This is a genomic window from Curtobacterium sp. MCLR17_043 (genome assembly GCF_003224215.1).
Classification (GTDB): Bacteria; Actinomycetota; Actinomycetes; order Actinomycetales; family Microbacteriaceae; genus Curtobacterium; species Curtobacterium flaccumfaciens.
In genome coordinates this window covers 9,987-32,968 of sequence record NZ_QKLH01000002.1, presented here as the reverse complement: position 1 = coordinate 32,968, position 22,982 = coordinate 9,987, and the positions used below count along the sequence as shown (strand labels likewise).

Sequence of the window (22,982 nt, the reverse complement as noted above, 5' to 3'; positions counted from 1 at the left end):
GTGCGCGTACTGATCCACAATAGCGATTCGCCCCACAACCGCGGGGACCGGGCGATCCTCGCCGGCAACGTCGAGCTCGTCCGTCGCCGGTGGCCGGACGCCGAGATCGTGTCCCTGTCCCAGTACCCCGAGCGGGACGCCGCGTGGTTCGGGATCCGGTTCCTGCCGGTCTCGCCGTACAGCACCGGCATCGGCGACCTGTTCGCCCTGCTCCGTGCCGCCCGCGGCGCCGACGTGGTGCTCTGGGGTGGCGGCGAGATCCTGAAGGACTACACGAACAAGCTCGGCCTCGTGTACTGGTTCGGCAAGATGCTGCTCGTCCGTGCGGTCAACAAGCACCTCGTCGGGGCGTTCCAGGGCATCGGCCCGACCACCGCCGGGGTCAGCAAGCGCCTGATCCGCGCCACCGTCGACCTGTGCAGCGCGTTCGCCGTCCGCGACGACGAGTCCCGCGAGAAGCTCCTGTCCTGGGGCGTGAAGACGCCGATCGTGTCGTCCTTCGACCCCGCGGTCGTCGGGACGGTCACCCCGCCCGACGCGGACGTGCTCGAACGGCTCGAGCGCACCACCGGCCTGACCGCCGAGCAGCTCGAGGGCTCGATCGGCTTCGGCGTCCGTCGCTGGTTCCACTACAAGCGCAGCGGCTGGATCCCGTTCCGGTTCCTGCCGAAGCGCTTCCGCCAGACCGGTGTCGACAGCGACAAGCTCGTGACCTACCGGCAGGCCGTCGCCGACCTCGCCGACCGTGTGATCGACCGCTGGGACGCCGACGTGGTGTTCTACCCGATGCACATGGAGGCGTCCGAGGGTGACGCCGCCTTCGCCCGCGAGGTCATCGCCCTGATGCGGCACGCCGACCGCACCCACGTGGTCGAGGCCGACGAGTTCTCGCCGTCCGAGTACGCCGGGCTGATGTCGCGCAGCCGCCTGTTCCTGGCGAGCCGCCTGCACTCGGCGATCGTCGCGACGATCGCCGGGGTCCCCGCCGCGGTGCTCTACTACGTCGACAAGGGCCGGCTGTTCTTCGAGCAGATGGGCCAGCAGGCCTACTCGAAGCCGATCGAGGCGGCACTCGAGCCCACGTTCGTCGACGACGTCACGGCGCAGCTCGAGGCGCTCGACGCGGACCGCGACGCGGTCCGCGCGCAGCTCGCGCAGGGCGTTGCCCGCATGGCGACCGCCCTCGACGCCGACTTCGCCGAGGCGACGCGCGACGTCCGCTGACACTGTGCGCTGACACGGCGGGTGCGAACGCGCGCCCGTGACGGACAGGAGGCCCGTGGCGACACCGCCACGGGCCTCCTGTCCGTTCGTGGTGGCCGAGCGCCGGGGGCGCGCGCCCCTAGGCTGACGACATGACCGAGCGTCGATCCCTCACCGTCGCCGGCGGCGTCACCGCCGCCATCGGCGGAGCCATCTCCGGAACCGGGGCGCTGATCCTCACCGTGTACGCCGCGACCGGCGGGAGCTTCCCGTTCGGTGCGGCGTTCCTCGTCTTCGCGGGTGGGCCGTTCCTGCTCGTCGGCGCCGTGCTGTTCGCCGTCGGCTGGTGGCAGGGCCGTCGATCGCAGCGACGTCCCTGACAGGCGTCAGCTCGTCCGGGACGCGAAGCGCTTCAGGTACGTGATGTCGTTGCGGTAGACGTCCTGGTCGCCGGGGAGCGTGCCGCTGGCCGCCCACTGCCAGAAGGTCCACTTCGACCAGCTGCGTCCGAGGGTGCCGGGGGTGGTGAAGTTCTTCACCGGGTAGATCGCGACGAACAGCGGGTTCTTCGAGAACTGGTTGCTGTTGTTCGTGCAGCGCTTCCACCAGTCGGTCGTGGTGTAGATCGCGGGGTACCGACCCGTCTTGGCGACGACGGTCCGGTTGAAGTCCTTGATCCAGGTGCGCATCGCGCCCCACGACTTGCCGTAGCAGGTGCCCTGGGCGGCGCTGCCGTACTCGATGTCGAGCAGCGGCGGCAGGGTCTTGCCGTCCTTGCTCCACTGGCCGCCGTGGGCGAAGAAGTAGTTCGCGGTCGCGGCGCCGCTCGCCTGGCTCGGCTGGGCGTAGACGTAGCCGCCGCGGTACAGGTTGCGCTGCTTGGCGGTGGCGTACTGCTGCTTGTAGGTGGAGCTGACGTACGAGGTGCCCTCGGTCGCCTTCACGTACACGAACCGGGCGCCGTTGCGGTAGGCCTGCAGGAAGTTGACGCTCGGCTGCCACGCGCTGATGTCGAAGCCCTGCACCCGGCCGGGGGGTGGCCCGCCGGCGGTGGCGGCAGCGGCCGACGAGCTGAGGGACTGTGCGCTCACGCCGCCGCCCGAGGTCGCGTCGGGGGAGGTCGTCACGTGGGTCTCACCGGCGTGGGCGGCGATGCCGGCACCCATGGTGTGGTTGCCGGTGCGGTCCATCTCGGCGATGGAGAGCTGCTGACCGGTGTCGGTGCCGGCGGGTTCGGTGGCGGTCGCGCCGACCGCCGGGCCACTGCCGAAGGTGATGACCCCGGCAACGGCGGCAGCGGTGCCGAGCCCGAGGATCCTGCTGATGGGTGCGCGCATGTGGTCTCGTCTTCCCTGTCGAGATGCCGTGGTCCTGATCTCCCACGCCGCGGTCCGAGCGATGCTACCCGGACTCGGCGACACCTGTCCGTGAGACGCACCCGGGCGGCGTCCGCTGCGGTGTCCGCTTTCGGGGTCAGCGGGCGGTGCGGGTGCCCTCGTCGTCCGTCTCGACCTCGGGCAGGCGCCCGCGCGAGGAGACCTCGCGGGTGGCGTGCTTCTGCCGGCGGTTCAGGAAGTTGCGCTCCACGAGCCACCACATCCCGACGCAGATCGCCAGGGTGATCGGGATCACCACGAAGACCATCATCAGGAACTGCCACTTCGGGTACAGGCCCATCGGCAGGAGCAGCAGGTTGCCGAGTCCGAGCAACGGGCTGTGGAAGAGGTAGATCGTGTAGGACACGAGGCCGGCGAGCACGAACGGCTTCCACGCGAAGAAGCGTGCGAGCCAGGTGTGCTCCCCGGTGACCGCCTTGCGGCCCATCCAGGTCAGCAGGATGCCGGCGAAGATGCCGAGGACGACCTCGGACGGCCAGGTCTGGTGCTGCCAGTAGTCGCGGTTGCGGAAGAAGACGAGGAGCATGCCGACGAACATCGCGGCCACGAACACGCCGCTCTGCCACCGCGGACCGCCGAGCTTCGAGGTGTTGAGCTTGCCGGTCAGGTGCTCGTCACGGGCCTTGACGGTGAGCTCGGCGGCGAGCATGCCAACCGCGAAGAGGCCGACGAACCACGGGTGCATCCACGAGTAGCGGCTCTCGGCGCCCATCCACATGCCGATGAGGACCAGCGAGGACGCGGTCGCCCACCCGCCGAAGACCTTCCAGAGCGGCAGGATCAGCAGCGGCATGAGGAAGTAGATCTGCCACTCGACGGCGACCGTCCACATCGGGCCGTTGATCTTGCCGATGTACTGCGGGAAGAAGTCGTGCACCAGGAAGAAGTGCGTGAGGAACGTGCCCCAGCCCATCGGCAGCTTCGTGTCCCACTGGGTGCCGCCGGGCTGCCCCATCACCGGGACGAACAGGATGATGAGCGCGAAGACGACGAGCGACGCCCAGTACGGCGGGATGATCCGTCGGGCGCGGCGCCAGATGAACTTCCAGAAGCCGCCGGGCAACCGGTAGCGGTCGAACCGGGTCACCACGGGCAGCATCAGGACGTAGCCGGACAGGACGATGAACAGCGGGACGCCGAGGTAGCCCCACCCGATGAACGGTCGGAGCCACGGCAGTTCGGTCGGCCCGGTCCCGGTCGTCCCGGTGAAGAGGTACGCGTGGTAGAACACCACGGCCAGGGCGGCGAGACCGCGGAGCCCGTCCAGGTACGGGAACTCGAGCCGGCCCCCTGCGCGGGGAGCGGCCGCCGTCGGTTCGGCTGCGGATTCGGCTGCGCGGGTTTCGGTGGCCAACGAACGTCCTCGAGGTGGTCGGAGCGGGGTCCCCGGCAGTCTCCCACACGCCGAGCGGGGCCCGCGATCCGCCTCGGTGCGGTCCGACAAGCGAACGGATGTCATGATGAAGCACGTGACCGTGACGACGACCGCAGCACCGCAGAGCACCCACGAGCCCGCACGACGGCGTTCGGGGGCGGGTGCGCGACGGTACCGGCACGTCGTCGCACCCCTGATCCTGGGCGTCCTCGTGGTGATCGGAGTCGCCCTGAGCGCCGCCGTGGCGTACCACAACCGCCTCGGCGTCACGAACGTCGACGGCATCTCCTACATGGGCATCGCGCGCGAGTACGCGAACGGGTGGCTGCCCGACGCGATCAACGCGTACTGGTCGCCGCTGGTCTCGTGGATGATGGCGCCGTTCATCGCCCTCGGGCTCGGCATGCAGACGGCCTTCGCGATCGTGAACTGCTTCGCCGTGGCCGTCGTGCTCGGCATCGGCGGGTGGCTGGTCTGGTCGCAGAACCACCGCATCGTCCCGGCCGTGCTCTTCATGGTCACCGCGATCCCCGCCCTGATGAGCGCCGTGTCGGTGCAGACCCCGGACCTGCTCGTCGTCGCGTGGATCGTCGGGTTCCTCTGGGCGCTCCGGTGGGCCGACCAGGCGCTGCACGGTTCGACGCGTGCGCGGGTCGCCTCCGGCGCGGTGCTCGGCGTCGTGGCCGCGCTCGGGTACTTCACCAAGCTCTTCCTGCTGCCCGTGGCCGTCGGTGCCGTGATCCTCTGGCTGCTGCTGCGCGTCTGGTCCGCCCGTCGCCGCCGTGAGCCCGTCCGGCACTGGTGGACGGCCCCGGTCGCCACGATCGTCGTGTTCGCCGTCGTCATCGCCCCGTGGGTCGGCGCACTGACCCTCAAGTACGGCACGGTGACGCTCGGGTCGTCGCTGTCGGTCAACATCGGTTCGAAGTTCGACGACGGCGGCCGCGCAACGGACTGGCCGTTCCTGCCGGTCCCGCCCAACGACCACGCCTTCTCGCCCAACGAGGACTTCACCCCGTCGGTCTACAAGCAGGGCCCGATGGACAACCCGGACCCCGCCGTGGTGCCGCCGCCCACGCAGTCGACCACCGAGGACACCGCGCCGAAGGTCACGAAGGAGTCGGGCATCGCGGCCCGCGCCGGGTACTACCTGCACGAGCGCATGCTCGCCCTGCCGTACTACCTGCAGAAGATCAGCACCTTCGCCCCGTTCGCGGCGCCGATCGCCCTGCTCTTCGCGGCGGCACTCGTCATCGGTGTCGTGCGGTTCCGCCGCTACGCGTTCACCTGCATCGTCGCGGCGACGACCCTGGTGTACTTCGTCGGCTACGGCATGATCACGTCGTCGTCGAGCGGCGGTGGCAACGCCCGGTACTACTGGCCGCTGTTCTACCTGACGGCGATGATCGGGGCGCTCATGCTGCCGGCCGTCTGGCGGCTGGTGCGCCGTCGGGGCGTGGTCCGCACGATCGTGGCGTGCGTCGCGATCGCCGTGGTGCCGATCGCCTCGTACACGCAGAACTGGTTCGGGTCCCCGGCGCCGTTCTACCCGTCGGTCAACCGCACCGAGGCGCTGCGCGTGTTCGGGCCGACCGACGTGCCGGAGATCGTCCGGCTCGCCGACCAGATCCGGGCCAGCGGCGCGCTGCCCGAGGACGCCACCGTCATCGGCTCGAACTACCGCTCGCTCTCCTCGCTCGCGTTCCTGACCGACACGCGTGTGTACGGTCGCTCAGGTCAGGGCTACACGTACCACTCGGACGCGATGCGCAACCTGTTCATCGACGAGGGCGTGCAGTACTTCGTGCAGTTCGACCCGGCGACCGCCCCGGCGCGCGACTACTCGGTGGCCGGCAAGCTGGTCGGCACGTACAACGCGACGATCTCGTGCAGCGCGGACCGCTCCACCGACCCGGAGATCCCCTGCCGCGTGCAGATCGTCAAGCTCGCCCGGTGACGCTCGACCGGTGACGTCCCCGGCACCCGCTCCCTGCGGCAGCACCGCAGGGAGCGGCCCGCCCCAGCGTCTACCATGACCTGAGCCCGTGACCTGAGCAGGAGACCCGTTTGTCCGCAAGCACCAGCGACACCCCCGCGCCCGAGGGGAAGCGTCCGTCGAAGCGACGACGGTTCCTCGGCAAGGCGATCCCCATCGCCTTCTACGTCCTGCTCGCGGTGTTCCTCGTGCTGTACGTCCGGAGCGTCGACTGGGGACAGCTCGCCGGGCTCGACTGGCAGTGGTCGTGGGTGATCCTCGCGACGGTGATCAGCCTCGGCTTCCGGTACTGGGGCGTCGGCATCTGGTTCTACCTGCTGCGACGGCTCGGCGCGACCGGGCTCAAGGGCAGCGGCGTCACCCTGACCTACGTGTACGCGAAGTCCTGGATGGGCCGCTACATCCCCGGTGCCGCGACCTGGATCATCGGCAAGGTCTACTTCGCCTCGAAGCACGGCGTCTCGAAGGCCCGCCTCGGCGTGAGCGGGCTGCTCGAGGGCGCCCTGCAGATCGCCGCCACGCTTGCCCTGGCGCTCGTGCTGCTGCTCATCGACCCGCGGACGCACAACCTCGACCCGTGGCTGATCGTCCTGATGATCGCGGCGTTCGTGGGCTGCGTCGTCTGCCTGATCCCGCGCGTGTTCGTGTTCCTGATCGGGATCGCGCTGAAGGTCCTGCGTCGCAAGCCGCTCGAGGCCGACGTCCGTCCGAACCTCGGCACGGTCCTCGGCGGAGCCGGGCTCTACGTCGCGGGTGCGGTGCTGTCCGGCACGGCGTACTACTTCATCACCCTCGGCGTGTACCCGTCGCTGAAGCTCACCGACGCGGCCTTCGTGATCGGTGCCGCGAGCATGGCCTCGGCGATCAGCATGCTGGCCGTCTTCGCCCCCGGCGGGCTCGGCGTCCGCGAGGGCGTGCAGGCCCTCCTGCTGGCGCTCGTCATGCCGCCGCCCATCGCACTGGTCGTGGTCGTCGTCACCCGTGTCTGGAGCCTGGCGGTCGACGGACTCTTCCTGCTCTGCGCTGCGGCCCCGACGTGGTTCCGGCGCAACCGCCCGACCGACGACCCCTCCGCGGTCGAGGGCGGCGTCCCCGCCGCCTGACGCGCGTCGCTTCGTGAGCAGCAATGGTCGGGTCCGGATGACGGACCCGACCATTGCTGCTCACGGAGTGGGGCACCGGTCGCGCGTGACGACGGACGGGAGGCCCGGTGCCAGCTGGCACCGGGCCTCCCGTCCGTCTCGTGGGTGCGCCCACCGCACGCCGCGCGCCGTCCGCCGAGGGGTCACGAAGTGTCGTCTGCGGCCTCGCCTGCCGACAGTTCGCGACCCCTCGGCGCCGCCTGCGGCACGTCGTGCCACCGCGGCGCTCCGCAGCCGGGCGTGTCAGCGGACGGGAACCGTCGTCGCCAGGGTCCGACGGTCGGCGCGCGCGACCTGCACGACCGACGCGACGAGCCCCACCGCGACCAGGGCCACGACGACGACGAGCACCGCGGGTGGCACCGGCCCGATCTCGGAGTACCGCAGCAGCCCGCGGCCGGTCACCGGGAACAGCGCCGCGTTCCAGAACCAGGCCGACGCCACCGCGAAGCCGTACACGCCCACCGCGGGCAGCACGACGGCCAGCGCCACCGCGGCCCAGGTGCGTGCCCGGCCGGCCGGCACCAGTCGTCGCCACGCGAGCGCGCTCAGCACGATCAGGCAGACGATCGCGGGGAAGTAGTACCGGCCCTGGGTGGCGGCGACCTCGGTGGTGGTGAGGTACGAGTGCGCGCTCGTGCGGTTCTGGATGCCGATCAGGAGCGCCGGGAACACCGCGAGGCACAGGGCCACCCGCAGGTCCGGGCCCCGGCGGAACGCCCAGCCGACGAGCACCACGAGGGCGACGAGGGTCAGGACGGCGGTGAGCAGGTCGCCGATGGTCACCTGGGCCCGACCGCCGAAGCTGCCCCAGAACGTGCGCGACAGGGTGCCCCAGCTGACGTCGAGGAAGTGTCCGAGCGTGGGGCTCTCGCCCGGCGGGAAGTCCTTCGGGGGCCGCATGGCCGTGTAGCCGTTCGGCTGGATCCGGCCGTACGACACGAGGTTGTGCAGCCACCACCAGGCACCGATGCCTCCGGAGACCGCCATCGTGACGACCGTGCGGACGATCCGTTGCCGCAGGGACAGCACCCCGGCGCCGGCGAACAGCACCACCACCGCGACGAACGGCACCGCCGGCAACCCGGTGCCCTTGATCCAGACCAGGGCCCCGAGCACGACAGCCAGTGCGATCGTGGTGCGCCAGCGGGTGTCGCCGGTGAGCAGACGGGTGGCGAGCCAGACGACGATCCCGGCGACGAGCAGCACCGGGGCGTCGTTCGAGAACGACGAGCCGATCGACGCGAGCTCGGGCGTCGCGAACACGGCGAGGGCCCCGATCAGCGCGGCGCGTGGGCTGCGGGTCACCCGGCGCACCGATGCCCAGGCGAGCAGGGGGAGCGCGGTGACGGCCAGCACGTCGGCCAGGCGGAGGGCGATGAACGCGTGGTCCCAGCGGAGCTCGCCGAAGTCGACGGCCCGGAGCACGGCGGCTCCGGCCAGGTAGGCGGTCGGCGGGTGCTGGGTCATCTGGTTGACCGTCGCCGAGGGTCCTGGTGCGTTCTGCAGCAGCTCGCTCACCGTCGACCACTCGTCGGACGGCTTCGTCGCCTGCTCGACCTTCGCGGCCTGCACGGCGTTGGTGACGTGCAGCTCGCCGGGGGCAGCCCAGGCGTCACCGAGGGCGACGTGCACGGCGGCGTCGATGTGCGCGGTCTCGTCGGGGGCCTCGAACACCGGGACGAGCAACGCCCACGCCACCAGCCAGAGCCCGAAGGTCGCCGTGATCACCGCGATCGCGACACGTTCCCAGCGCGCGGTGCGGGGTGGGGCGGGGGTGGTGGTCGTCTCGGCCGTCACCCCACCGATCCTAGGTCAGACGTCGTGGGGGACCCGCGGGCCGTCGGACACCGACTCGTCCGCGGCGGCCGGCTGCGTGGCCGTGCGCTCGGGGTGGTAGACCCAGACCTTGTAGAGCCAGAACCGGAAGACCGTGCCGAGCACGAGCCCGATGATGTTCGCGACGTTGTCGGCGAGCACCGAGGTGAGCCCCATCGCGTAGTGCGACACCCCGAGGCAGGCGAGCGCGATGACCATGCCGCCGAGCGACACGACGACGAACTCGATGCCCTCGCGGGTGGCCACGGCGCGACGCTGCTCGCGGAACGTCCAGTACCGGTTGCCCATCCAGTTCACGAAGATCGCCACGACGGTGGAGATGACCTTCGCCCAGAACGGCCCCGAGTGGACGTCCTCGGGGTTCAGGACGGTGATGCGCAGCACGTTGAACACCGTGGTGTCCACGACGAAGCCGACGGCACCGACGACGCCGAAGCGTGCCAGCTGGGCGATGAGGCGCCGCACGAGCCCTCCAGGATCCGTAGAGTTGTGACCGGTCGTGCAGAGCACGACCCGAACAGCGATTGTAGACAACGCGTTCCCACCGCACGGTGGGAGCGCCGGAAGGATCACACAGCATGGCGTTGCGCGTCGGGGTCATCGGTGGGGGACAGCTGGCACGGATGATGGTGCCGGCCGCGGTCGAACTGGGGATCGACATCCGGGTGCTCGCCGAGGGGCCGGGCATGTCCGCCGCGATCGCCGCCACCGCCGAGGGCGACTACCACGACGCCGCCACGGTGCTCGAGTTCGCCCGACAGGTCGACGTCGTGACCTTCGACCACGAGCACGTGCCGCAGGACGTCCTGCGCAGCCTGGTCGACGCGGGCGTGTCGGTCCACCCCGGACCGGACGCGCTGGCCGTCGCCCAGGACAAGATCACCATGCGTCGCCGGCTGAGCGAACTCGGGCTGCCGGTGCCCGACTGGGCCGCCGTGCAGGGACCCGACGACGTCCGAGCATTCCTGGCGGACCACGGTGGCCGTGCCGTCGTCAAGACGCCGCGGGGCGGGTACGACGGCAAGGGCGTCCGGGTCGTCTCCGACGCGTCCGACGTCGACGACTGGTTCATCGCCGTGGCCGAGGCCGGCGGCGACCAGGCCCTCCTGGTCGAGGAGCTCGTCCCCTTCACCCGCGAGCTCGCGCAGTCCGTGGCACGCCGTCCCTCCGGGCAGGTCGTCGCCTGGCCGCTCGTCGAGACCGTGCAGCGCGACGGGGTCTGCGCCGAGGTCATCGCACCGGCCCCGGACAGCGCCGGCCGGATCGCCGACCTGACCGAGTCGATCGCCGTCCGCATCGCGGAGGAACTCGGTGTGACCGGTGTGCTGGCGGTCGAGTTGTTCCAGACCGACGACGAGCGCATCCTCATCAACGAACTCGCGATGCGTCCGCACAACACCGGGCACTGGACCATCGACGGCGCCACCACGAGCCAGTTCGAACAGCACCTGCGCGCCGTCCTCGACCTGCCGCTCGGGGCCACCGGCTCGTTCGCCCCCGCGTCCGTCATGGTCAACGTGCTCGGCGGACCCGCGGACGGCGACCTCGCCGCCCGGTACCCCGCAGCGCTCGAGGCCTTCCCCGAGGCGAACTACCACTTCTACGGCAAGGCGCCCCGGCCCGGCCGGAAGATCGGGCACGTCACGGTGCTCGGCGACGACGTCGACGACGTCGTCTACCGCGCCCGCGCGGCCGCGGCGCACTTCGACGACTGAGACGGTGTCCGCGACACCGGGTCGCGTCCTCGACGTGACCCGCTGACGGACGGGAGGCCCGTGGCGACCCCGCCACGGGCCTCCCGTCCGTCACGGTTGCGGGACACACTTGTCGGCCGCTCTGCGGACACCCCCTCGGGTGGCACCCGGTCGGGAGGCTGGCGGGGGCCGGGAGCGCGTGTTCCCCTGGAACGGTCCGTGCCCACCGTCCAGGGAGTCCCCATGCGCCGCCGTCCGCGCCGCGCCGCCGTCTGCGGCGCAGCCATCGCCCTCGTCGCAGCCGTCGCCGGCCTGCTGCCGACCGCGACCGCGTCCGCGGCGACCTCGGCCTCGACCATCCGCTCGGCCACGTCCGCGTCGCTCTACGGCGCCGGACCGTACCGGTCGCCGACGAGCGAGGCCGCGAAGGCGCAGGCCGCCCTGGCCGCCACCGACCCGGCCGGGGCCGCTGCGGCGAAGACCATCGCCGGGTACCCCGTCGCGACCTGGCTCGGCGACTGGAGCCAGGGGACGCAGCTGACCAAGACGATCAGCACCGCCCTCACCGGTGCCGAACAGTCCGGCACCACCCCCGTGTTCGTGCTCTACGCGATCCCCGACCGTGACTGCGGCGGGTACTCCGCCGGCGGCTTCGACGAGGAGTCCTACGACGCCTGGGTCGACCAGGTCACCGCGGCGCTGGCGGGACACCGCGCAGCCGTCATCGTCGAACCGGACTCGCTCGCGATGCTCAGCAACGCCAAGTGCAGCACCGCGCTCGACGAGCAGCGCTACCGGATCCTGTCCCGCACCGTCGCCGGGCTGACCGCCGCCGGGGTCCCCGCCTACCTGGACGCCGGCAACTCGAACTGGGTGCAGCCCGCGCTGATGGCGTCCCGGCTGAACAGCGCGGGCGTCCAGCAGGCCCGCGGGTTCTTCACGAACGTCGCGAACTACTACCCGACCGCCCAGGAGCAGGCCTACGCGCAGAAGGTGTCCGCCGCCACCGGGGGCTCGCACTACGTGATCGACACCTCACGCAACGGGCAGGGCTGGCGCGGCACCTGGTGCAACGGACCGGGTGCCGGGCTCGGCACCTCGCCCCGGGTGGTGTCCGACGGCACGGCGCTCGACGCCCTGCTGTGGGTCAAGACCCCCGGCGCGAGCGACGGCACCTGCAACGGGGCCCCGGCCGCCGGCAAGTGGTTCTCGACCTACGCACAGGCCCTCGTCGCGAACGCACGCCTGGGTGTGCCCGCCGCCGACCTGACGCCCCGCGGGACGCTCGAGGCCGTCGCCGGCACCGGCGGCGGCGTCCGCGTGTCCGGGTGGGCCTACGACGAGGACGACCCCACGCAGCCCGTGCGGGTCCGGGCCACCGTCGACGGTGTCCCCGCAGGCGTCACCACCGCCGGGCTCGACCGGCCGGACGTCGACGCACGCTCCGGGGTCGGCGCGACCCACGGCTTCGACGTCGTGGTGCCCACCGCGGCCGGCGCTCGCCGCGTCTGCGTCACCGCGGTGAACATCGGCGCGGGGTCGGACACCCCGCTCGGTTGCTCGACCGTCCGCGCCTACCGGCACGACCCGTACGCCGAACTGGAGTCCGCGAAGGCCGTGACCCGGGGCATCGCGGTGCGCGGCTGGGCGTTCGACGGCGACGCGGTGGCCTCGGCGAGCCGGGTGGCGATCACCGTCGACGGCAAGCGGGTGACGTCGCTGGACGCCGGTCGGAAGCGCGCCGACGTGGACGCGACCTGGGGCTCCGGTGGGTCGCACGGCTTCGCGGGCACCGTCCGGGCTGCGGCCGGCAAGCACACCGTCTGCGCGATCGTCCACAACACCGGGAGCGGCGCGGACCGCAGGGCGTCGCCGTGCCGGACGGTGACGGTGCGCTGAGGGGGCGGAGCCCGTGCGGCGTCCGCCGTGCGGCCTTCGCCGTGCGGCGTTCGCCGTGCGGTGCGAGGTTCCGTCGTCGGCGGGAGGCTCTGCGGCTCGCACCGCGCACGGAACCCCGCACCGTTCGTGACTGACCTCGCACGGTGCGAGGTGCCAGGTGCGAGAGGATGGGCGCATGCCGCGTGATCTCGTCCGCCGGGCCGCCGCACGCCTGCGTCGCGCCGTCGCAGGTGCCCCGCCACAGCCGACACCCCTGCCCGTCCTCGGCTACGTCGTCGCGGGCGGTGGCGGCGCCCACCCGGCCTCGGCACACGTCCGTGTCGTCCGCCGCACCGAGCACCTGGCTGCGAGCGGCACCGCCGAGGTGCGCCAGGTGGACCCGGCAGCGTTCGTCGACGGCTCCGACCAGGCGCCGTACGCTGCACTCCTGGTGCAGCGGGACATCCTTCCCCGTGCCGACGTGCAGCCCTTCCTGGCGGCAGCTGCCTCCCGGGGCATCCGCGTCGTGGCCGAGGTCGACGACGACTTCTTCACCGAGTCCGGACGCGCTCGCTTGGCCCGCGCCGAGTACGACCCCGACCGGCTCGCCTCGATCGACGCCCTGGTGCGCGGTGCCGACACCGTCGTCGTGAGCACGCCCGAACTCGCCGACGTGGTCCGTCCGGTGGCGCGGGACGTCGTCGTCGTGCCGAACGCCCTCGACCCGACGATCTGGACTGCCGGCCCCACCGCGGACGACGACGAGCGGCCCGCGGGGGAGCACCGGGTGCTGTACATGGGCACGCTCACCCACGCCGCCGACCTCGAGCTCCTGCGTGACGTCTTCGCCGACCTCGCCACCGCCGACGGCACCCCGATCCGGCTCGAGGTCATCGGGGTGACCGACGAGGGCGGTGCCGACTGGTTCCGCCGGGTCGAGGTCCCCGACGGGCACTACCCGGCGTTCTCCCGATGGCTCGTGGCGCACCGGGAGCGCTGGCGGGCGGGCGTCGCACCGCTCCGTGACGAGGAGTTCAACCGCGCGAAGAGCGACCTGAAGTTCCTCGAGTACACCGCGCTCGGGCTGTCCGCCGTGGTGTCCGACCGTCCGTCCTACGCCGTCGCACGGGCCCACGGGGCCGTGGCCGTGCCGGACGACGTCCAGGCGTGGCGGGACGCCGTCCGGACCGCCGTCGACCGTGGCCGGGCGGACGAGGGGGCGGCCCGCTGGGTCGCCGAGGAACGCACGATCGGCCGTGACGGCGACACCTGGCGACGCGTGCTGCTCGGCTAGGCTCGTCGCGTGACCGACACCGCCGCACCCGCACAGCCGCTCGTCTCGATCATCATGGGGTCGGACTCCGACTGGCCGACCATGCGGGCCGCGGCGGACATCCTCACCGAACTCGGCATCCCGTTCGAGGCGGACGTCGTGTCGGCGCACCGCACCCCGGACAAGATGACCCGCTTCGCCCGCGGCGCCGCCGACCGTGGCATCCGGGTCGTCATCGCCGGGGCCGGCGGAGCGGCACACCTGCCGGGCATGGTGGCCTCGATGACGACGCTCCCGGTGATCGGTGTCCCGGTGCAGCTCGCGCGGCTCGACGGCCTCGACTCGCTGCTCTCGATCGTGCAGATGCCGGCGGGGATCCCGGTCGCGACGATGGCGATCAACGGTGCCGCCAACGCCGGTCTGCTGGCTGCGCGCATCATCGGTTCCTCGGAGCCGGTCGTCGCCGCTCGCCTGACCGAGTACGCCGACGGGCTCGAGCGCCTGGTCGAGGAGAAGGCGGCGCGCCTCCGCGACTCGCTCTGAGGCCGCCGCTGCGGGGTCCGAGCCGCGCTACGGTAGCGGGATGCGCCGCGCCGTCCCCGTCCTCGTCCTCTCCGCGGTCGCCGTGGTCGCCGCGGTGGTCTGCGTGGTCGCTGCGCGCGCGGCCGGTCCGGTGAACCCCGTGGCGGTGTGGTTCCGTGGCGCGGGCCCGGACGTCGTGGCGACGAAGTCGCAGTTCGACTCGTGGTTCGCGGCGCTCCACGTCGCCGAGGCCGCAGCGGTCGTCGCCGTCCTCGCCGTGGTGGCCGCCGTCGTGGTCGCCGTGGTCGCTCGACGCCGTCGCGCACGTCCCTGACCCCACCACCCGACGTCGGCGCGCGGCTGATCGACCGATGCCGACGCCACGCCACGCGCACTGACCAGGGCTTCTTGCCCGACGGCTGATCCTCGCGCAAGCCCCGTGTACTGGGGGTGCGCTGAAGTGTCAACCCCCGGGCGCAGATTGTGGACAGCAACTACCGTGAACGCCGGGCAGTCGAGATCCGATGGCCCGGCACCCACGGGAACGGGTGCGAACAGTCACGTCAGGGAGTGACCGACCTCATGCAGAAGCGCACCACCAGGAGGGCCGCACTCGCCGTCGTGCTCCTCGGAGCAGCACTCGTCGCCGGACCGCTCGGTCAGGGGACCGCAGCGACCGCCAGCTCGGCACCGCTCGGCGACGTCGGGAACTTCAAGCAGACCTTCCGCGAGCAGTTCAGCACCGCGGCCAGTGCGAAGGGCGCCTTCGCCAAGAAGTACGCCAACTCGTGGCAGCCGTACCCGGACGGGACCGGCGGCATGTACTACTCGGGCTCGCAGATCAGCTCGCACAACGGGTACATGGACGTCAAGCTCGACGGCAAGCACGGCGCCGCCGGTACCTTCGGCACGCCGACGGGAGCCTGGGGCCACAAGGGCGGCAAGTTCATCGTCCGCGCCAAGGCCACGGGCGGTGCCGGCAACGGCGCGGCCTTCATGCTCTGGCCGTCGTCCGACCGCTGGGCCGACGGGGAGATCGACTACCCCGAGGCCAACTTCGACCAGCAGCCGATGCTGCACCACCACTCGATGATCGCGGGCCAGGAGGCCAACGCGACGAGCCTGAGCACCGGCGTCTCGTGGCGTTCGTGGCACACGTACTCCATCGAGTGGGTGCCCGGGAAGTCCGTGCGGTACCGCCTCGACGGCAAGGTGATCAAGACGATCACGACCCACGTGCCGAAGACCGCGCACCGCTACATGTTCCAGGTGGGCGACTGGGGCGACGCGGGGCACCTGTACATCGACTGGGTCAGCACCTACACGTACAAGGGCTGACGCGCTCCTGCCGTCAGAGGTCGGCGTGCAGCTGCCAGGTCTCCGCGGCGGAGTCGGACCAGTCGTACATGCGTGCGCGGTCCGGCCCCGCCACGGCCAGCCGGCTGGAGAGCTGCGGGTCGTTCACGACCTGGTAGACGGCCTGTGCGAGCCGTGCGGGGTAGGACTCTCGCGGCGACCGGGCGACGGTGACGCCGGCGTCCGACGCGACCTCGGCCACGGCGGGGTCGTCGGAGTGGATCACCGGGGTGCCGAAGCTCATCGCCTCGATCACGGGCAGGCCGAAGCCCTCGGCGAGGCTGGGGAACACGAACACCGTCGCACGGTCGTAGACCACCGCGAGGTCCGCGTCGTCGATGCGGCCGAGGACCTTCACCCGGTCGCGCGACAGGCCCGCACGCTCCGCGGTGCCGTACACGTCGACGTCGCCCCAGCCGTCCGGACCGGAGATGACGAGGGGCACGTCGCTGGGGGCGTCCGGGTGGGCCATCGCCTCGATCAGGGACGCGAGGGCCTTGCGCGGCTCGAGCGTGCCGACCGCGAGCACGTAGCGGTCGGGCAGGCCGAGGCGCTCGGCGCGCAGGTCGGCGTCGACGGGCAGGCGGAGGCGTCCGCTCGGGGCGCCGCCGATCACGCGGAGTCGGTCGTCGAACCGGTGGATCTCGTTCAGCGCCCCCGCCACGGCGTGGGTCGGCACCACGACGGCGTCGGCGTGCTTCCACGCCCGCTTCACCATCGCCTTGTGGAAGTGGACGCCGCGCGGTGTGAGGGTCTCGGGGTTGGTCCACGGCACCACGTCGTGCACGGTCACCACGGTCTGCCGGCCCGGGTCCTGGAAACGATCGTGCTTGACCAGTGGCGCGAGCACGCTCGGCGCGTGCACCATGCCCTTCGCGATGCCGCCCACGAACCCGCCCTGCCAGGCGAGCGACAGCTCACGACGCGGCAGCGGCAGTCGCTGCAGGTCGGACAGTCCGGGCAGGAGCGTCCGCAGGTGCGCCATCTCGTCGGACCCGACAGCGGAGACCACACCCGCGACCTCGCAGCCGCTCGGCGCGTGCTCGACGAGGTGTCGCGCGAGCTCCTCGGCGTAGCGCCCGATGCCGCCCGGCACGGGCGCGACGATCTGGTCGACGATGACGTGGAGGGTGGTCATGGTGCTGTGCTCCTCGTCGTGGTTCGTGGACCCGTGGTCAGGGGGCCGAGGGCCGGCCCCGCGCTCGGCTGCCCGACACTACCAGGGTGGTCCCGGCGCCCCCTGGGCGCGGTCGGTGGTCGGACAGGAGGCGCGGGTCGGGTCCGCGGTGTGCGGAACCCGACCCGCGCCTCCCGGGCGAGAGCCGTGCCTACGCGGTCAGCGCACCCGCCGCGACCGCAGCGTGCAACGCGTCGCGCCAGTCGCGCATCGGCGCGAGTCCGGCACGCGACCAGCCGTCGTGGCCGAGCACGCTGTACGCCGGGCGCGGCGCCGGCCGGACGAAGGCGGCGCTGTCGGTGGGCAGCACGCGCTCCGGGTCGAGCCCGAGTTCGCGGTAGATGGCCTGCGTGAAGTCGAACCAGGAACCCTGGCCGGCGTTCGTGCCGTGGTAGATGCCCGCGGGGGCGTCCCCGTCGACGAGTTCGACGATCCGCGCGGCGAGGTCGCCCGTCCACGTCGGCTGGCCGACCTGGTCGGTGACGACGCTGACGGTGTCGTTCGACCCCGCGAGCCGGAGCATCGTCGCGGCGAAGTTCGGCCCGTGTGCGCCGTAGATCCACGCGGTGCGGACGACGTACGAGGTGTCCGGGGCGATCGCGCGCACGAACGCCTCGCCGGCGGCCTTGGTGCGGCCGTAGGCGTTGATCGGGTCGGTCGGGGCGTCCTCGGCGTAGGGCGCGGTGCCGTTGCCGTCGAAGACGTAGTCGGTCGACACGGTGACGAGCTTCGCGCCGTGGCGGACCGCGGCCTCGGCCAGGAGCTTCGGCCCCGTCGCGTTGACCGCGTGGGCGTCGTCCTCGTGGTCTTCCGCGTCGTCGACCTTCGTGTAGGCGGCCGAGTTGATCACGACGTCGTGCCCGGCGACGGCGGCGTCAACCGCGGCCGGGTCGGTGATGTCGAGGTCCGCCCGCGACAGCGCGGTGACGTCGCGGCCGGCGAGTGCGGCCTGGAGGTCCTGGCCGAGCATGCCGGCGGCGCCGGTGATGAGGTACCTGGTCACGGTGTGCCGGTTCAGCTCAGGGCCGCACGCTGCTTGAGCGGCTCCCACCAGGCGCGGTTGTCGCGGTACCACTGCACGACGTCGGCCAGGCCCTGCTCGAACGGCACGAGCGGCTCGTAGCCGAGCTCGGCCTGGATCTTCGAGATGTCGACCGAGTAGCGCAGGTCGTGGCCGAGACGGTCGGCGACCCGGTCGACGTACGACCAGTCCTTGCCGGTCGCGTCGAGCAGCAGCTGCGTGAGCTCCTTGTTGGTCAGCTCGGTGCCGCCGCCGATGTTGTAGATCTCGCCGGCGCGGCCACGGGTCAGGACCATCGCGATGCCACGGGTGTGGTCGTCGACGTGCAGCCAGTCGCGGATGTTGTTGCCCTCGCCGTACAGCGGCACGTGCACGTCGTCGATGAGGTTGGTGACGAAGAGCGGGATGACCTTCTCGGGGAAGTGGTACGGCCCGTAGTTGTTCGAGCAGCGCGTGATCGAGAGGTTCAGCCCGTGCGTGCGGTGGTAGCTGCGGGCGAGCAGGTCGCTGCCGGCCTTCGACGCCGAGTACGGCGAGTTCGGCTCGAGCGGGCGCTCCTCGTCCCACGAGCCCTCGCTGATGGAGCCGTAGACCTCGTCGGTGGAGACGTGCACGAACCGCTCCGTGCCGTGGCGGAGGGCGGCGTCGAGCAGGCGCTGGGTGCCCACGACGTTGGTCTCGACGAAGATGCCGGAGTCACGGACCGAGCGGTCGACGTGGGACTCGGCGGCGAAGTGCACGATGGCGTCGACGGTCGGGACGACTTCGTCGAGCTTCGCGGCGTCGCGGATGTCGCCGTGCACGAAGGTGTAGCGGGGGGAGTCGGCGACCGGGGCGAGGTTCGCTTCGTTGCCGGAGTAGGTCAGTGCGTCGTAGACGACGACCTCGGCGCCCTCGAGGCCGGGGTACGCGTCCTCCAGCGTGCGGCGGACGAAGTTCGAGCCGATGAAGCCGGCTCCTCCGGTGACGAGGATCTTCACGAGTTCTCTTTCCTGACGGTCGGTTCGTGGGTCGGCGGCGATTCTAGCGGGCCGCTGGTGGGGTCGGCGGGCTCGGCGGCGTCGGCGAGTTCGGCGGCGGTAGCGGGTGCTCCCGGCTCGGCGACGGTCCGCCACACCAGGACGACGGTCGCGACGGCGGCGGCCGCGAACACGATGGCGACCAGCAGGATCGCGAACGGCCCGGCGACCGCGCCGCCGGCCATCGCGGAGATCCCGCCGGGCGTGATGCGGAACTGCGTGTTCTCCCACCCGCCGCGGTAGGTCAGGCCGATGCCGTACGTGCCGATCGCGAGCGAACCGACGACCGCGAGCCGGGCCAGGCGTCGGCGGAGCTCCGGACGGACGACGAGGGCGTGCCACGCGACCGCCTGGGCGAGCACGAGCGCGACGACCGCGACGAACAGGAACCGGCCCTGCAGCCCGTTGCCCTGGTGCGTGCCGAGGTAGTTCCGCCAGTTGTAGGCGAGGGTGGCGACGAGGACGACCGTCGGCCAGACGAGCAGGATCGTGGTCACCCGGCGGCCCGGAGCCCGGCGGGCGTACGACCACCCGATGACGGCCAGTCCGACGACCGCGAGCGTGTCGATGACCATCGCCGGCAACGGCCACTGGTTCGCACCGAGTGCGCCGAAGAACGAGGCGGTCAGACCGTCCCACTGGCGCCCGGCGAACGCCCCGGGGTTCGCACCGCCCGCCGGGTACGGCTGCACGGTCGTGACGGCGCGCAGGGCGTCGGGCAGGAGCGTCCCGCTCACGAGCAGCGTCCGCACCCACCACCAGCCGGACACGGCGACGGCAGCGAGGACGACCACGCCGGCGTGCAGGCCCCGGCGGCCCCACGTCCGGCCCGGTGCCAGGGCGGACACGAGGACGACGAACGGGATCGCCAGGAGCCCCAGCGCGTTCAGGGCCGCCAGTCCGGTGACGGCGACGGCGAGCCCGGCGGTGGTCCACCACGAACGGTCGCCGGTCAGCACGCGTGCGCTCAGCCAGACGAGCACGGCGCCGAGCAGGACGACCGGTGCCCACACCGTGACGCCGGAGGCGACCTGCGCCAGCTGCGGGACGGCGAAGAGCAGGACCGGGGCGACGAGTGCGGTGCGGGGCGAGCGGGTCACCCGACGGACCGTCGCCCAGACCAGGACCGGCAGCGCGGTGACGAGCAGCACGTCGAACACGCGGAGCACGAGCACCGAGGTCGCCCAGTCGTGCGAGCCGAACCGGATGACACGCAGGATCCCGGCGGCCACCAACCAGTACGTCGGAGGGTTCTGGGACATCGGGTCGATCGCGGGGGAGTCCCCGGGCACCGCCGCCAGCAGCGCGTCGACCGTGGGGCGGTCGACGGCCGGTGCCGGGTGCTCGACGATCTGGCGCACGGCGGCGAGGTAGTGCATCTCGCCGCCGTGCGGCCAGCCGAGTCCGAGTGCCAGGCGGAACGCGGCGTCGACGTGTGCGGGCTCGTCGGGTGCCCCGAAGGCCGGGGTGACGAGGGCGAAGGTCAGCAGGAAGGCGAGCCAGGCCAGCGTCACGGTGCCGAGCAGGACCCACTCGTGCCGGCCGACGAGCGGTCGCGGGGCGCTCACGCGGGGACCTCTGGACGGCGCATGAACCGGACGAGCAGCACGGCGGTGACGGTCAGTGCGACCGCGGCGACGGCGACGAGGGTGAAGTTCGTGCCGGCGGGCATCATGCCGTAGCGGTCGAACCGGCCGACCGCGAACTCGTCGACCCAGAAGGCGGCGTCGCGCCCGAAGGCCCGCAGCGCGTAGACGACGCCGTACAGCGCGATGGCCATCGCCGCGATCGACATCCCGACGGCGAGCCGGGTGGTGCCGGCTGCCGTCACGGTGACCCGGCGCCAGGCGAGGGCGCTCAGGGCGATGAGGGCGATGAGCGTGGGGTAGTAGTAGCGCCCCTGGGTGCCCGCGACGATGGTGCTCCGGACGTACCCGCCCCACCCGCTCTGCAGGTGCAGGGCGATGAGGATGACGGGGAACGACGCCAGCACGATCGCCGGGCGGAGCGACGGGCCGCGGCGGAACCCCCAGACGACGATGCCGACGAGCGACGCGATGGTCAGCCCGTCGATCAGGACCTGGGCGAGCTGGAACTGGGTGAGACCACCGACGCTGCCCCAGAAGGTCCGGGTGACGCCGTTCCAGTAGTCGCGGAGGAACACCTCGGGGCTGGCGGCGGTGCCGGCCGGGAACGGCATCGGCGGACGTGCGCCGGCCATGCCGTCCGGCTGGATGTCGCGGTACACGAGGATGTTGCGCAGCCACCACCAGCCACCGACGACGGCGGCGAGCCCCAGGGTCCACAGCGTCCGGAGCGCGTTCCGCCAGACGGTCGCCCGGGTGCAGCCCGCGGCCATCACGGCGATGCCCACGAACGGGATCGCGGGGAGTGCGGTGCCCTTGACGAGCAGCATCGCGCCGAGCAGCAGCCCGATCCAGATGGTCGTGCGCACCCGCAGGTCGCCGGTGAGCAGTCGCACGACGAAGTACACGAGCGCCCCGGCCAAGGGCAGCATGAGCGCGTCGTTCGTGACCGAGGTGCCGATCGAGGCGACCTCGGGCAGGGCGAACACCGCGGCACCGCCGACCAGGGCGGCCCGTGGTGACCGCGTCAGCCGACGCACGGTCGCCCACGCCAGGAACGGCAGCGGCAGGACGAGCAGGGCGTCGAACAGTCGCAGCACCATGACGGCGAGGTCCCAGCGGAGGTCCTCGAAGTGCACCAGCTGCAGGACCCCGGCGGCCAGGGCGTAGTACGTGGCGGGGTGCTGCGACATCTGGTCGATGCTCGTCGGGTGCACGCCCGGGAACTCGCGGAGCAGCTCGCCCCACGTCTGGTTCACGTCGGTCGACTGCCGCATGTTGCTGATCTGGGTGTCGTGCACCGCGTTGAGGTAGTGCATCGCGCCGGGCGCCGGCCAGCCGTCACCGATCGCCAGGTGCAGCACCGCGTCGACGTGGGTCGGCTCGTCCGGGGCCTTGTACGTCGTGGTGACGACGGCCCAGACCGCGAGGACGGCGGCGAACGCCACCGTCAACGCGATCACGAGGATGCGCTCGCGCCGCCCGACCGCGGGTCGGACGTCGGAGCGCGACACGGCCGGGGCCGTGTCAGTCGCCATACCGCTGCAGTTTCTGCAGGTCGAGCTGCTCCTCGGCCAGCGTGCGGTTGAGGCGGGTGAGGTCGGCCACGACGCCGATGACTATGGACAGGAGCGCCGTGATGAGCAGGACGACACCGAGGATGATCGACTGCAGGTGGTTGCCGCCGGTCTGCATCGCCAGGAGCACCAGGTACCGGATGAGCGGCCAGAGTCCGAGCGCACCGAGCACCGCGGCGACCCAGAGGAACAGCGCCATCGGCCGGTACATCAGGTAGACGCGGGCGATCGCCGAGCCGGACTCGAACATGTGCTGGAAGATGTTGTTGAAGAGCCGCGACTCGCGGGTCTTCGGGTTCGTCGTGATCGGCACCGACGCGATCGCCAGCCGCTTGTAGCCGGCCTGCACGATGGTCTCCATGCAGTAGCTGAAGCGCGTCACGATGTTCAGGCGGATGAGCGAGTACTTCGAGTACGCGCGGAACCCGCTCGCCGCGTCGGGCAGGTCGAGCCCGGCAGCGCGGCTGGCGACCCACGAGCCGAAGCGCTGCATGACCTTCTTGAAGCCGGAGAAGTGCTCGATGGTGCGCGTCTGCCGGTCGCCGATGACGATCTCGGCTTCCTTCCGGAGGATCGGCTGCACGAGCTCGGCGATCTGCGCCTGCGGGTACTGGTTGTCCCCGTCGGTGTTCACGACGATGTCCGCACCGTGCAGCAGCGCGTAGTCGACGCCGTCACGGAACGAGCGGGCGAGGCCCATGTTCGTGGTGTGGTGCACGAAGTGCTTGACGCCGTGCTCCTTGGCGACCTCGACGGTGCGGTCGGTGCTGCCGTCGTTGATCACCAGGATCTCGATCTCGTCGATGCCGTCGATCTCCCGCGGGATGGAGTCGATGACGCTGGCGAGGGTGTTCTCCTCGTTGAGGCAGGGGATCTGGACGAATAGCTTCACGGGCTCGCTTGGTCTCGTTTCGGGAGTCGGCAATG

20 protein-coding genes are annotated in these 22,982 nt (G+C 71.7%); 10 read left to right on the top strand and 10 right to left on the bottom strand.

Annotated elements, in window-relative coordinates; genetic code table 11:
- Together DEJ03_RS01985 and DEJ03_RS01980 are read left to right on the top strand one after the other, a co-directional pair.
- A complete protein-coding gene (locus tag DEJ03_RS01985; RefSeq protein WP_146237631.1) occupies positions 1 to 1,224 on the top strand; it encodes a polysaccharide pyruvyl transferase family protein in 1,224 nt (407 codons plus the stop codon).
- Positions 1,225 to 1,355: 131 nt separating this feature from the next.
- Positions 1,356 to 1,583 carry a hypothetical protein gene (locus tag DEJ03_RS01980; RefSeq protein ID WP_110863325.1) on the top strand — a complete coding sequence of 76 codons (228 nt, stop codon included), beginning with the start codon at positions 1,356 to 1,358 and terminating at the stop codon, positions 1,581 to 1,583.
- A 6-nt stretch (positions 1,584 to 1,589) separates the two neighbouring features.
- Here the strand turns inward: DEJ03_RS01980 and DEJ03_RS01975 are convergent, their stop codons facing one another.
- Together DEJ03_RS01975 and DEJ03_RS01970 are read right to left on the bottom strand one after the other, a co-directional pair.
- Positions 1,590 to 2,540, bottom strand: a complete 951-nt coding sequence (locus tag DEJ03_RS01975) for a GH25 family lysozyme (protein WP_110863324.1) — start codon at positions 2,538 to 2,540, stop codon at positions 1,590 to 1,592.
- Positions 2,541 to 2,676: 136 nt separating this feature from the next.
- Positions 2,677 to 3,954, bottom strand: a complete 1,278-nt coding sequence (locus DEJ03_RS01970) for an acyltransferase (protein ID WP_181422570.1) — start codon at positions 3,952 to 3,954, stop codon at positions 2,677 to 2,679.
- Between the two features lie 106 nt (positions 3,955 to 4,060).
- Between DEJ03_RS01970 and DEJ03_RS01965 the strand changes: the two genes are divergently transcribed.
- Positions 4,061 to 5,932, top strand: coding sequence for a glycosyltransferase family 39 protein (locus DEJ03_RS01965; RefSeq protein ID WP_111233383.1), 1,872 nt, complete (start codon positions 4,061 to 4,063; stop codon positions 5,930 to 5,932).
- Between the two features lie 110 nt (positions 5,933 to 6,042).
- Positions 6,043 to 7,074: a lysylphosphatidylglycerol synthase domain-containing protein gene (locus DEJ03_RS01960; protein ID WP_110863321.1), complete on the top strand. Its 1,032-nt coding sequence runs from the start codon at positions 6,043 to 6,045 to the stop codon at positions 7,072 to 7,074.
- 282 nt (positions 7,075 to 7,356) lie between these two features.
- Here DEJ03_RS01960 and DEJ03_RS01955 read toward each other — a convergent pair whose 3' ends face one another.
- Both DEJ03_RS01955 and DEJ03_RS01950 read right to left on the bottom strand, forming a co-directional pair.
- Complete coding sequence (locus DEJ03_RS01955) at positions 7,357 to 8,913, bottom strand: DUF2142 domain-containing protein (protein ID WP_110863320.1); 1,557 nt, start codon at positions 8,911 to 8,913, stop codon at positions 7,357 to 7,359.
- Between the two features lie 15 nt (positions 8,914 to 8,928).
- Positions 8,929 to 9,417, bottom strand: a complete 489-nt coding sequence (locus DEJ03_RS01950; RefSeq protein ID WP_071406423.1) for a GtrA family protein — start codon at positions 9,415 to 9,417, stop codon at positions 8,929 to 8,931.
- A 113-nt stretch (positions 9,418 to 9,530) separates the two neighbouring features.
- On the opposite strand from DEJ03_RS01950, the gene DEJ03_RS01945 reads away from it, so the two are divergent.
- The 6 genes from DEJ03_RS01945 (at position 9,531) to DEJ03_RS01920 (ending at position 15,657) form a co-directional block, all read left to right on the top strand.
- Positions 9,531 to 10,667, top strand: coding sequence for a 5-(carboxyamino)imidazole ribonucleotide synthase (locus tag DEJ03_RS01945; protein ID WP_110863319.1), 1,137 nt, complete (start codon positions 9,531 to 9,533; stop codon positions 10,665 to 10,667).
- A 222-nt stretch (positions 10,668 to 10,889) separates the two neighbouring features.
- Entirely contained in the window at positions 10,890 to 12,545 is a 1,656-nt protein-coding gene (locus DEJ03_RS18100) for a glycoside hydrolase family 6 protein (RefSeq protein WP_220034098.1), read from the top strand.
- A 175-nt stretch (positions 12,546 to 12,720) separates the two neighbouring features.
- Positions 12,721 to 13,818: a hypothetical protein gene (locus tag DEJ03_RS01935; RefSeq protein WP_110863318.1), complete on the top strand. Its 1,098-nt coding sequence runs from the start codon at positions 12,721 to 12,723 to the stop codon at positions 13,816 to 13,818.
- Between the two features lie 54 nt (positions 13,819 to 13,872).
- Positions 13,873 to 14,340, top strand: coding sequence for a 5-(carboxyamino)imidazole ribonucleotide mutase (gene purE / locus DEJ03_RS01930; RefSeq protein ID WP_110863484.1), 468 nt, complete (start codon positions 13,873 to 13,875; stop codon positions 14,338 to 14,340).
- Between the two features lie 40 nt (positions 14,341 to 14,380).
- A complete protein-coding gene (locus DEJ03_RS01925; protein WP_110863317.1) occupies positions 14,381 to 14,653 on the top strand; it encodes a hypothetical protein in 273 nt (90 codons plus the stop codon).
- 236 nt (positions 14,654 to 14,889) lie between these two features.
- Positions 14,890 to 15,657 carry a family 16 glycosylhydrolase gene (locus DEJ03_RS01920; RefSeq protein ID WP_110863316.1) on the top strand — a complete coding sequence of 256 codons (768 nt, stop codon included), beginning with the start codon at positions 14,890 to 14,892 and terminating at the stop codon, positions 15,655 to 15,657.
- A gap of 13 nt (positions 15,658 to 15,670) precedes the next feature.
- Here the strand turns inward: DEJ03_RS01920 and DEJ03_RS01915 are convergent, their stop codons facing one another.
- The 6 genes from DEJ03_RS01915 to DEJ03_RS01890 form a co-directional block, all read right to left on the bottom strand.
- Positions 15,671 to 16,813: a glycosyltransferase family 1 protein gene (locus DEJ03_RS01915; RefSeq protein WP_110863315.1), complete on the bottom strand. Its 1,143-nt coding sequence runs from the start codon at positions 16,811 to 16,813 to the stop codon at positions 15,671 to 15,673.
- 190 nt (positions 16,814 to 17,003) lie between these two features.
- Positions 17,004 to 17,855, bottom strand: a complete 852-nt coding sequence (gene rfbD / locus DEJ03_RS01910; RefSeq protein WP_110863314.1) for a dTDP-4-dehydrorhamnose reductase — start codon at positions 17,853 to 17,855, stop codon at positions 17,004 to 17,006.
- Positions 17,856 to 17,866: 11 nt separating this feature from the next.
- Entirely contained in the window at positions 17,867 to 18,853 is a 987-nt protein-coding gene (gene rfbB, locus DEJ03_RS01905) for a dTDP-glucose 4,6-dehydratase (protein WP_071406432.1), read from the bottom strand.
- Positions 18,850 to 20,460, bottom strand: coding sequence for a glycosyltransferase family 39 protein (locus tag DEJ03_RS01900; RefSeq protein WP_110863313.1), 1,611 nt, complete (start codon positions 20,458 to 20,460; stop codon positions 18,850 to 18,852). The genes rfbB and DEJ03_RS01900 overlap by 4 nt, the downstream gene beginning before the upstream one ends.
- On the bottom strand, positions 20,457 to 22,016 hold the full coding sequence (locus tag DEJ03_RS01895) for a glycosyltransferase family 39 protein (protein WP_110863312.1): 1,560 nt from the start codon (positions 22,014 to 22,016) through the stop codon (positions 20,457 to 20,459). The genes DEJ03_RS01900 and DEJ03_RS01895 overlap by 4 nt, the downstream gene beginning before the upstream one ends.
- On the bottom strand, positions 22,006 to 22,947 hold the full coding sequence (locus DEJ03_RS01890; RefSeq protein WP_071406435.1) for a glycosyltransferase family 2 protein: 942 nt from the start codon (positions 22,945 to 22,947) through the stop codon (positions 22,006 to 22,008). Before DEJ03_RS01890 ends, DEJ03_RS01895 begins: the two co-directional genes overlap by 11 nt.
- Positions 22,948 to 22,982: the final 35 nt, after the last annotated feature.

Bases quoted from the DNA above. Each gene is read 5' to 3' on its own strand.
- DEJ03_RS01980 (WP_110863325.1), top strand. From the start codon at position 1,356: ATGACCGAGCGTCGATCCCTCACCGTCGCCGGCGGCGTCACCGCCGCC.
- DEJ03_RS01975 (WP_110863324.1), bottom strand. From the start codon at position 2,540: ATGCGCGCACCCATCAGCAGGATCCTCGGGCTCGGCACCGCTGCCGCC.
- DEJ03_RS01965 (WP_111233383.1), top strand. From the start codon at position 4,061: ATGAAGCACGTGACCGTGACGACGACCGCAGCACCGCAGAGCACCCAC.
- DEJ03_RS01945 (WP_110863319.1), top strand. From the start codon at position 9,531: ATGGCGTTGCGCGTCGGGGTCATCGGTGGGGGACAGCTGGCACGGATG.
- DEJ03_RS18100 (WP_220034098.1), top strand. From the start codon at position 10,890: ATGCGCCGCCGTCCGCGCCGCGCCGCCGTCTGCGGCGCAGCCATCGCC.
- DEJ03_RS01935 (WP_110863318.1), top strand. From the start codon at position 12,721: ATGCCGCGTGATCTCGTCCGCCGGGCCGCCGCACGCCTGCGTCGCGCC.
- purE (WP_110863484.1), top strand. From the start codon at position 13,873: ATGGGGTCGGACTCCGACTGGCCGACCATGCGGGCCGCGGCGGACATC.
- DEJ03_RS01925 (WP_110863317.1), top strand. From the start codon at position 14,381: ATGCGCCGCGCCGTCCCCGTCCTCGTCCTCTCCGCGGTCGCCGTGGTC.
- DEJ03_RS01915 (WP_110863315.1), bottom strand. From the start codon at position 16,813: ATGACCACCCTCCACGTCATCGTCGACCAGATCGTCGCGCCCGTGCCG.
- DEJ03_RS01895 (WP_110863312.1), bottom strand. From the start codon at position 22,016: ATGGCGACTGACACGGCCCCGGCCGTGTCGCGCTCCGACGTCCGACCC.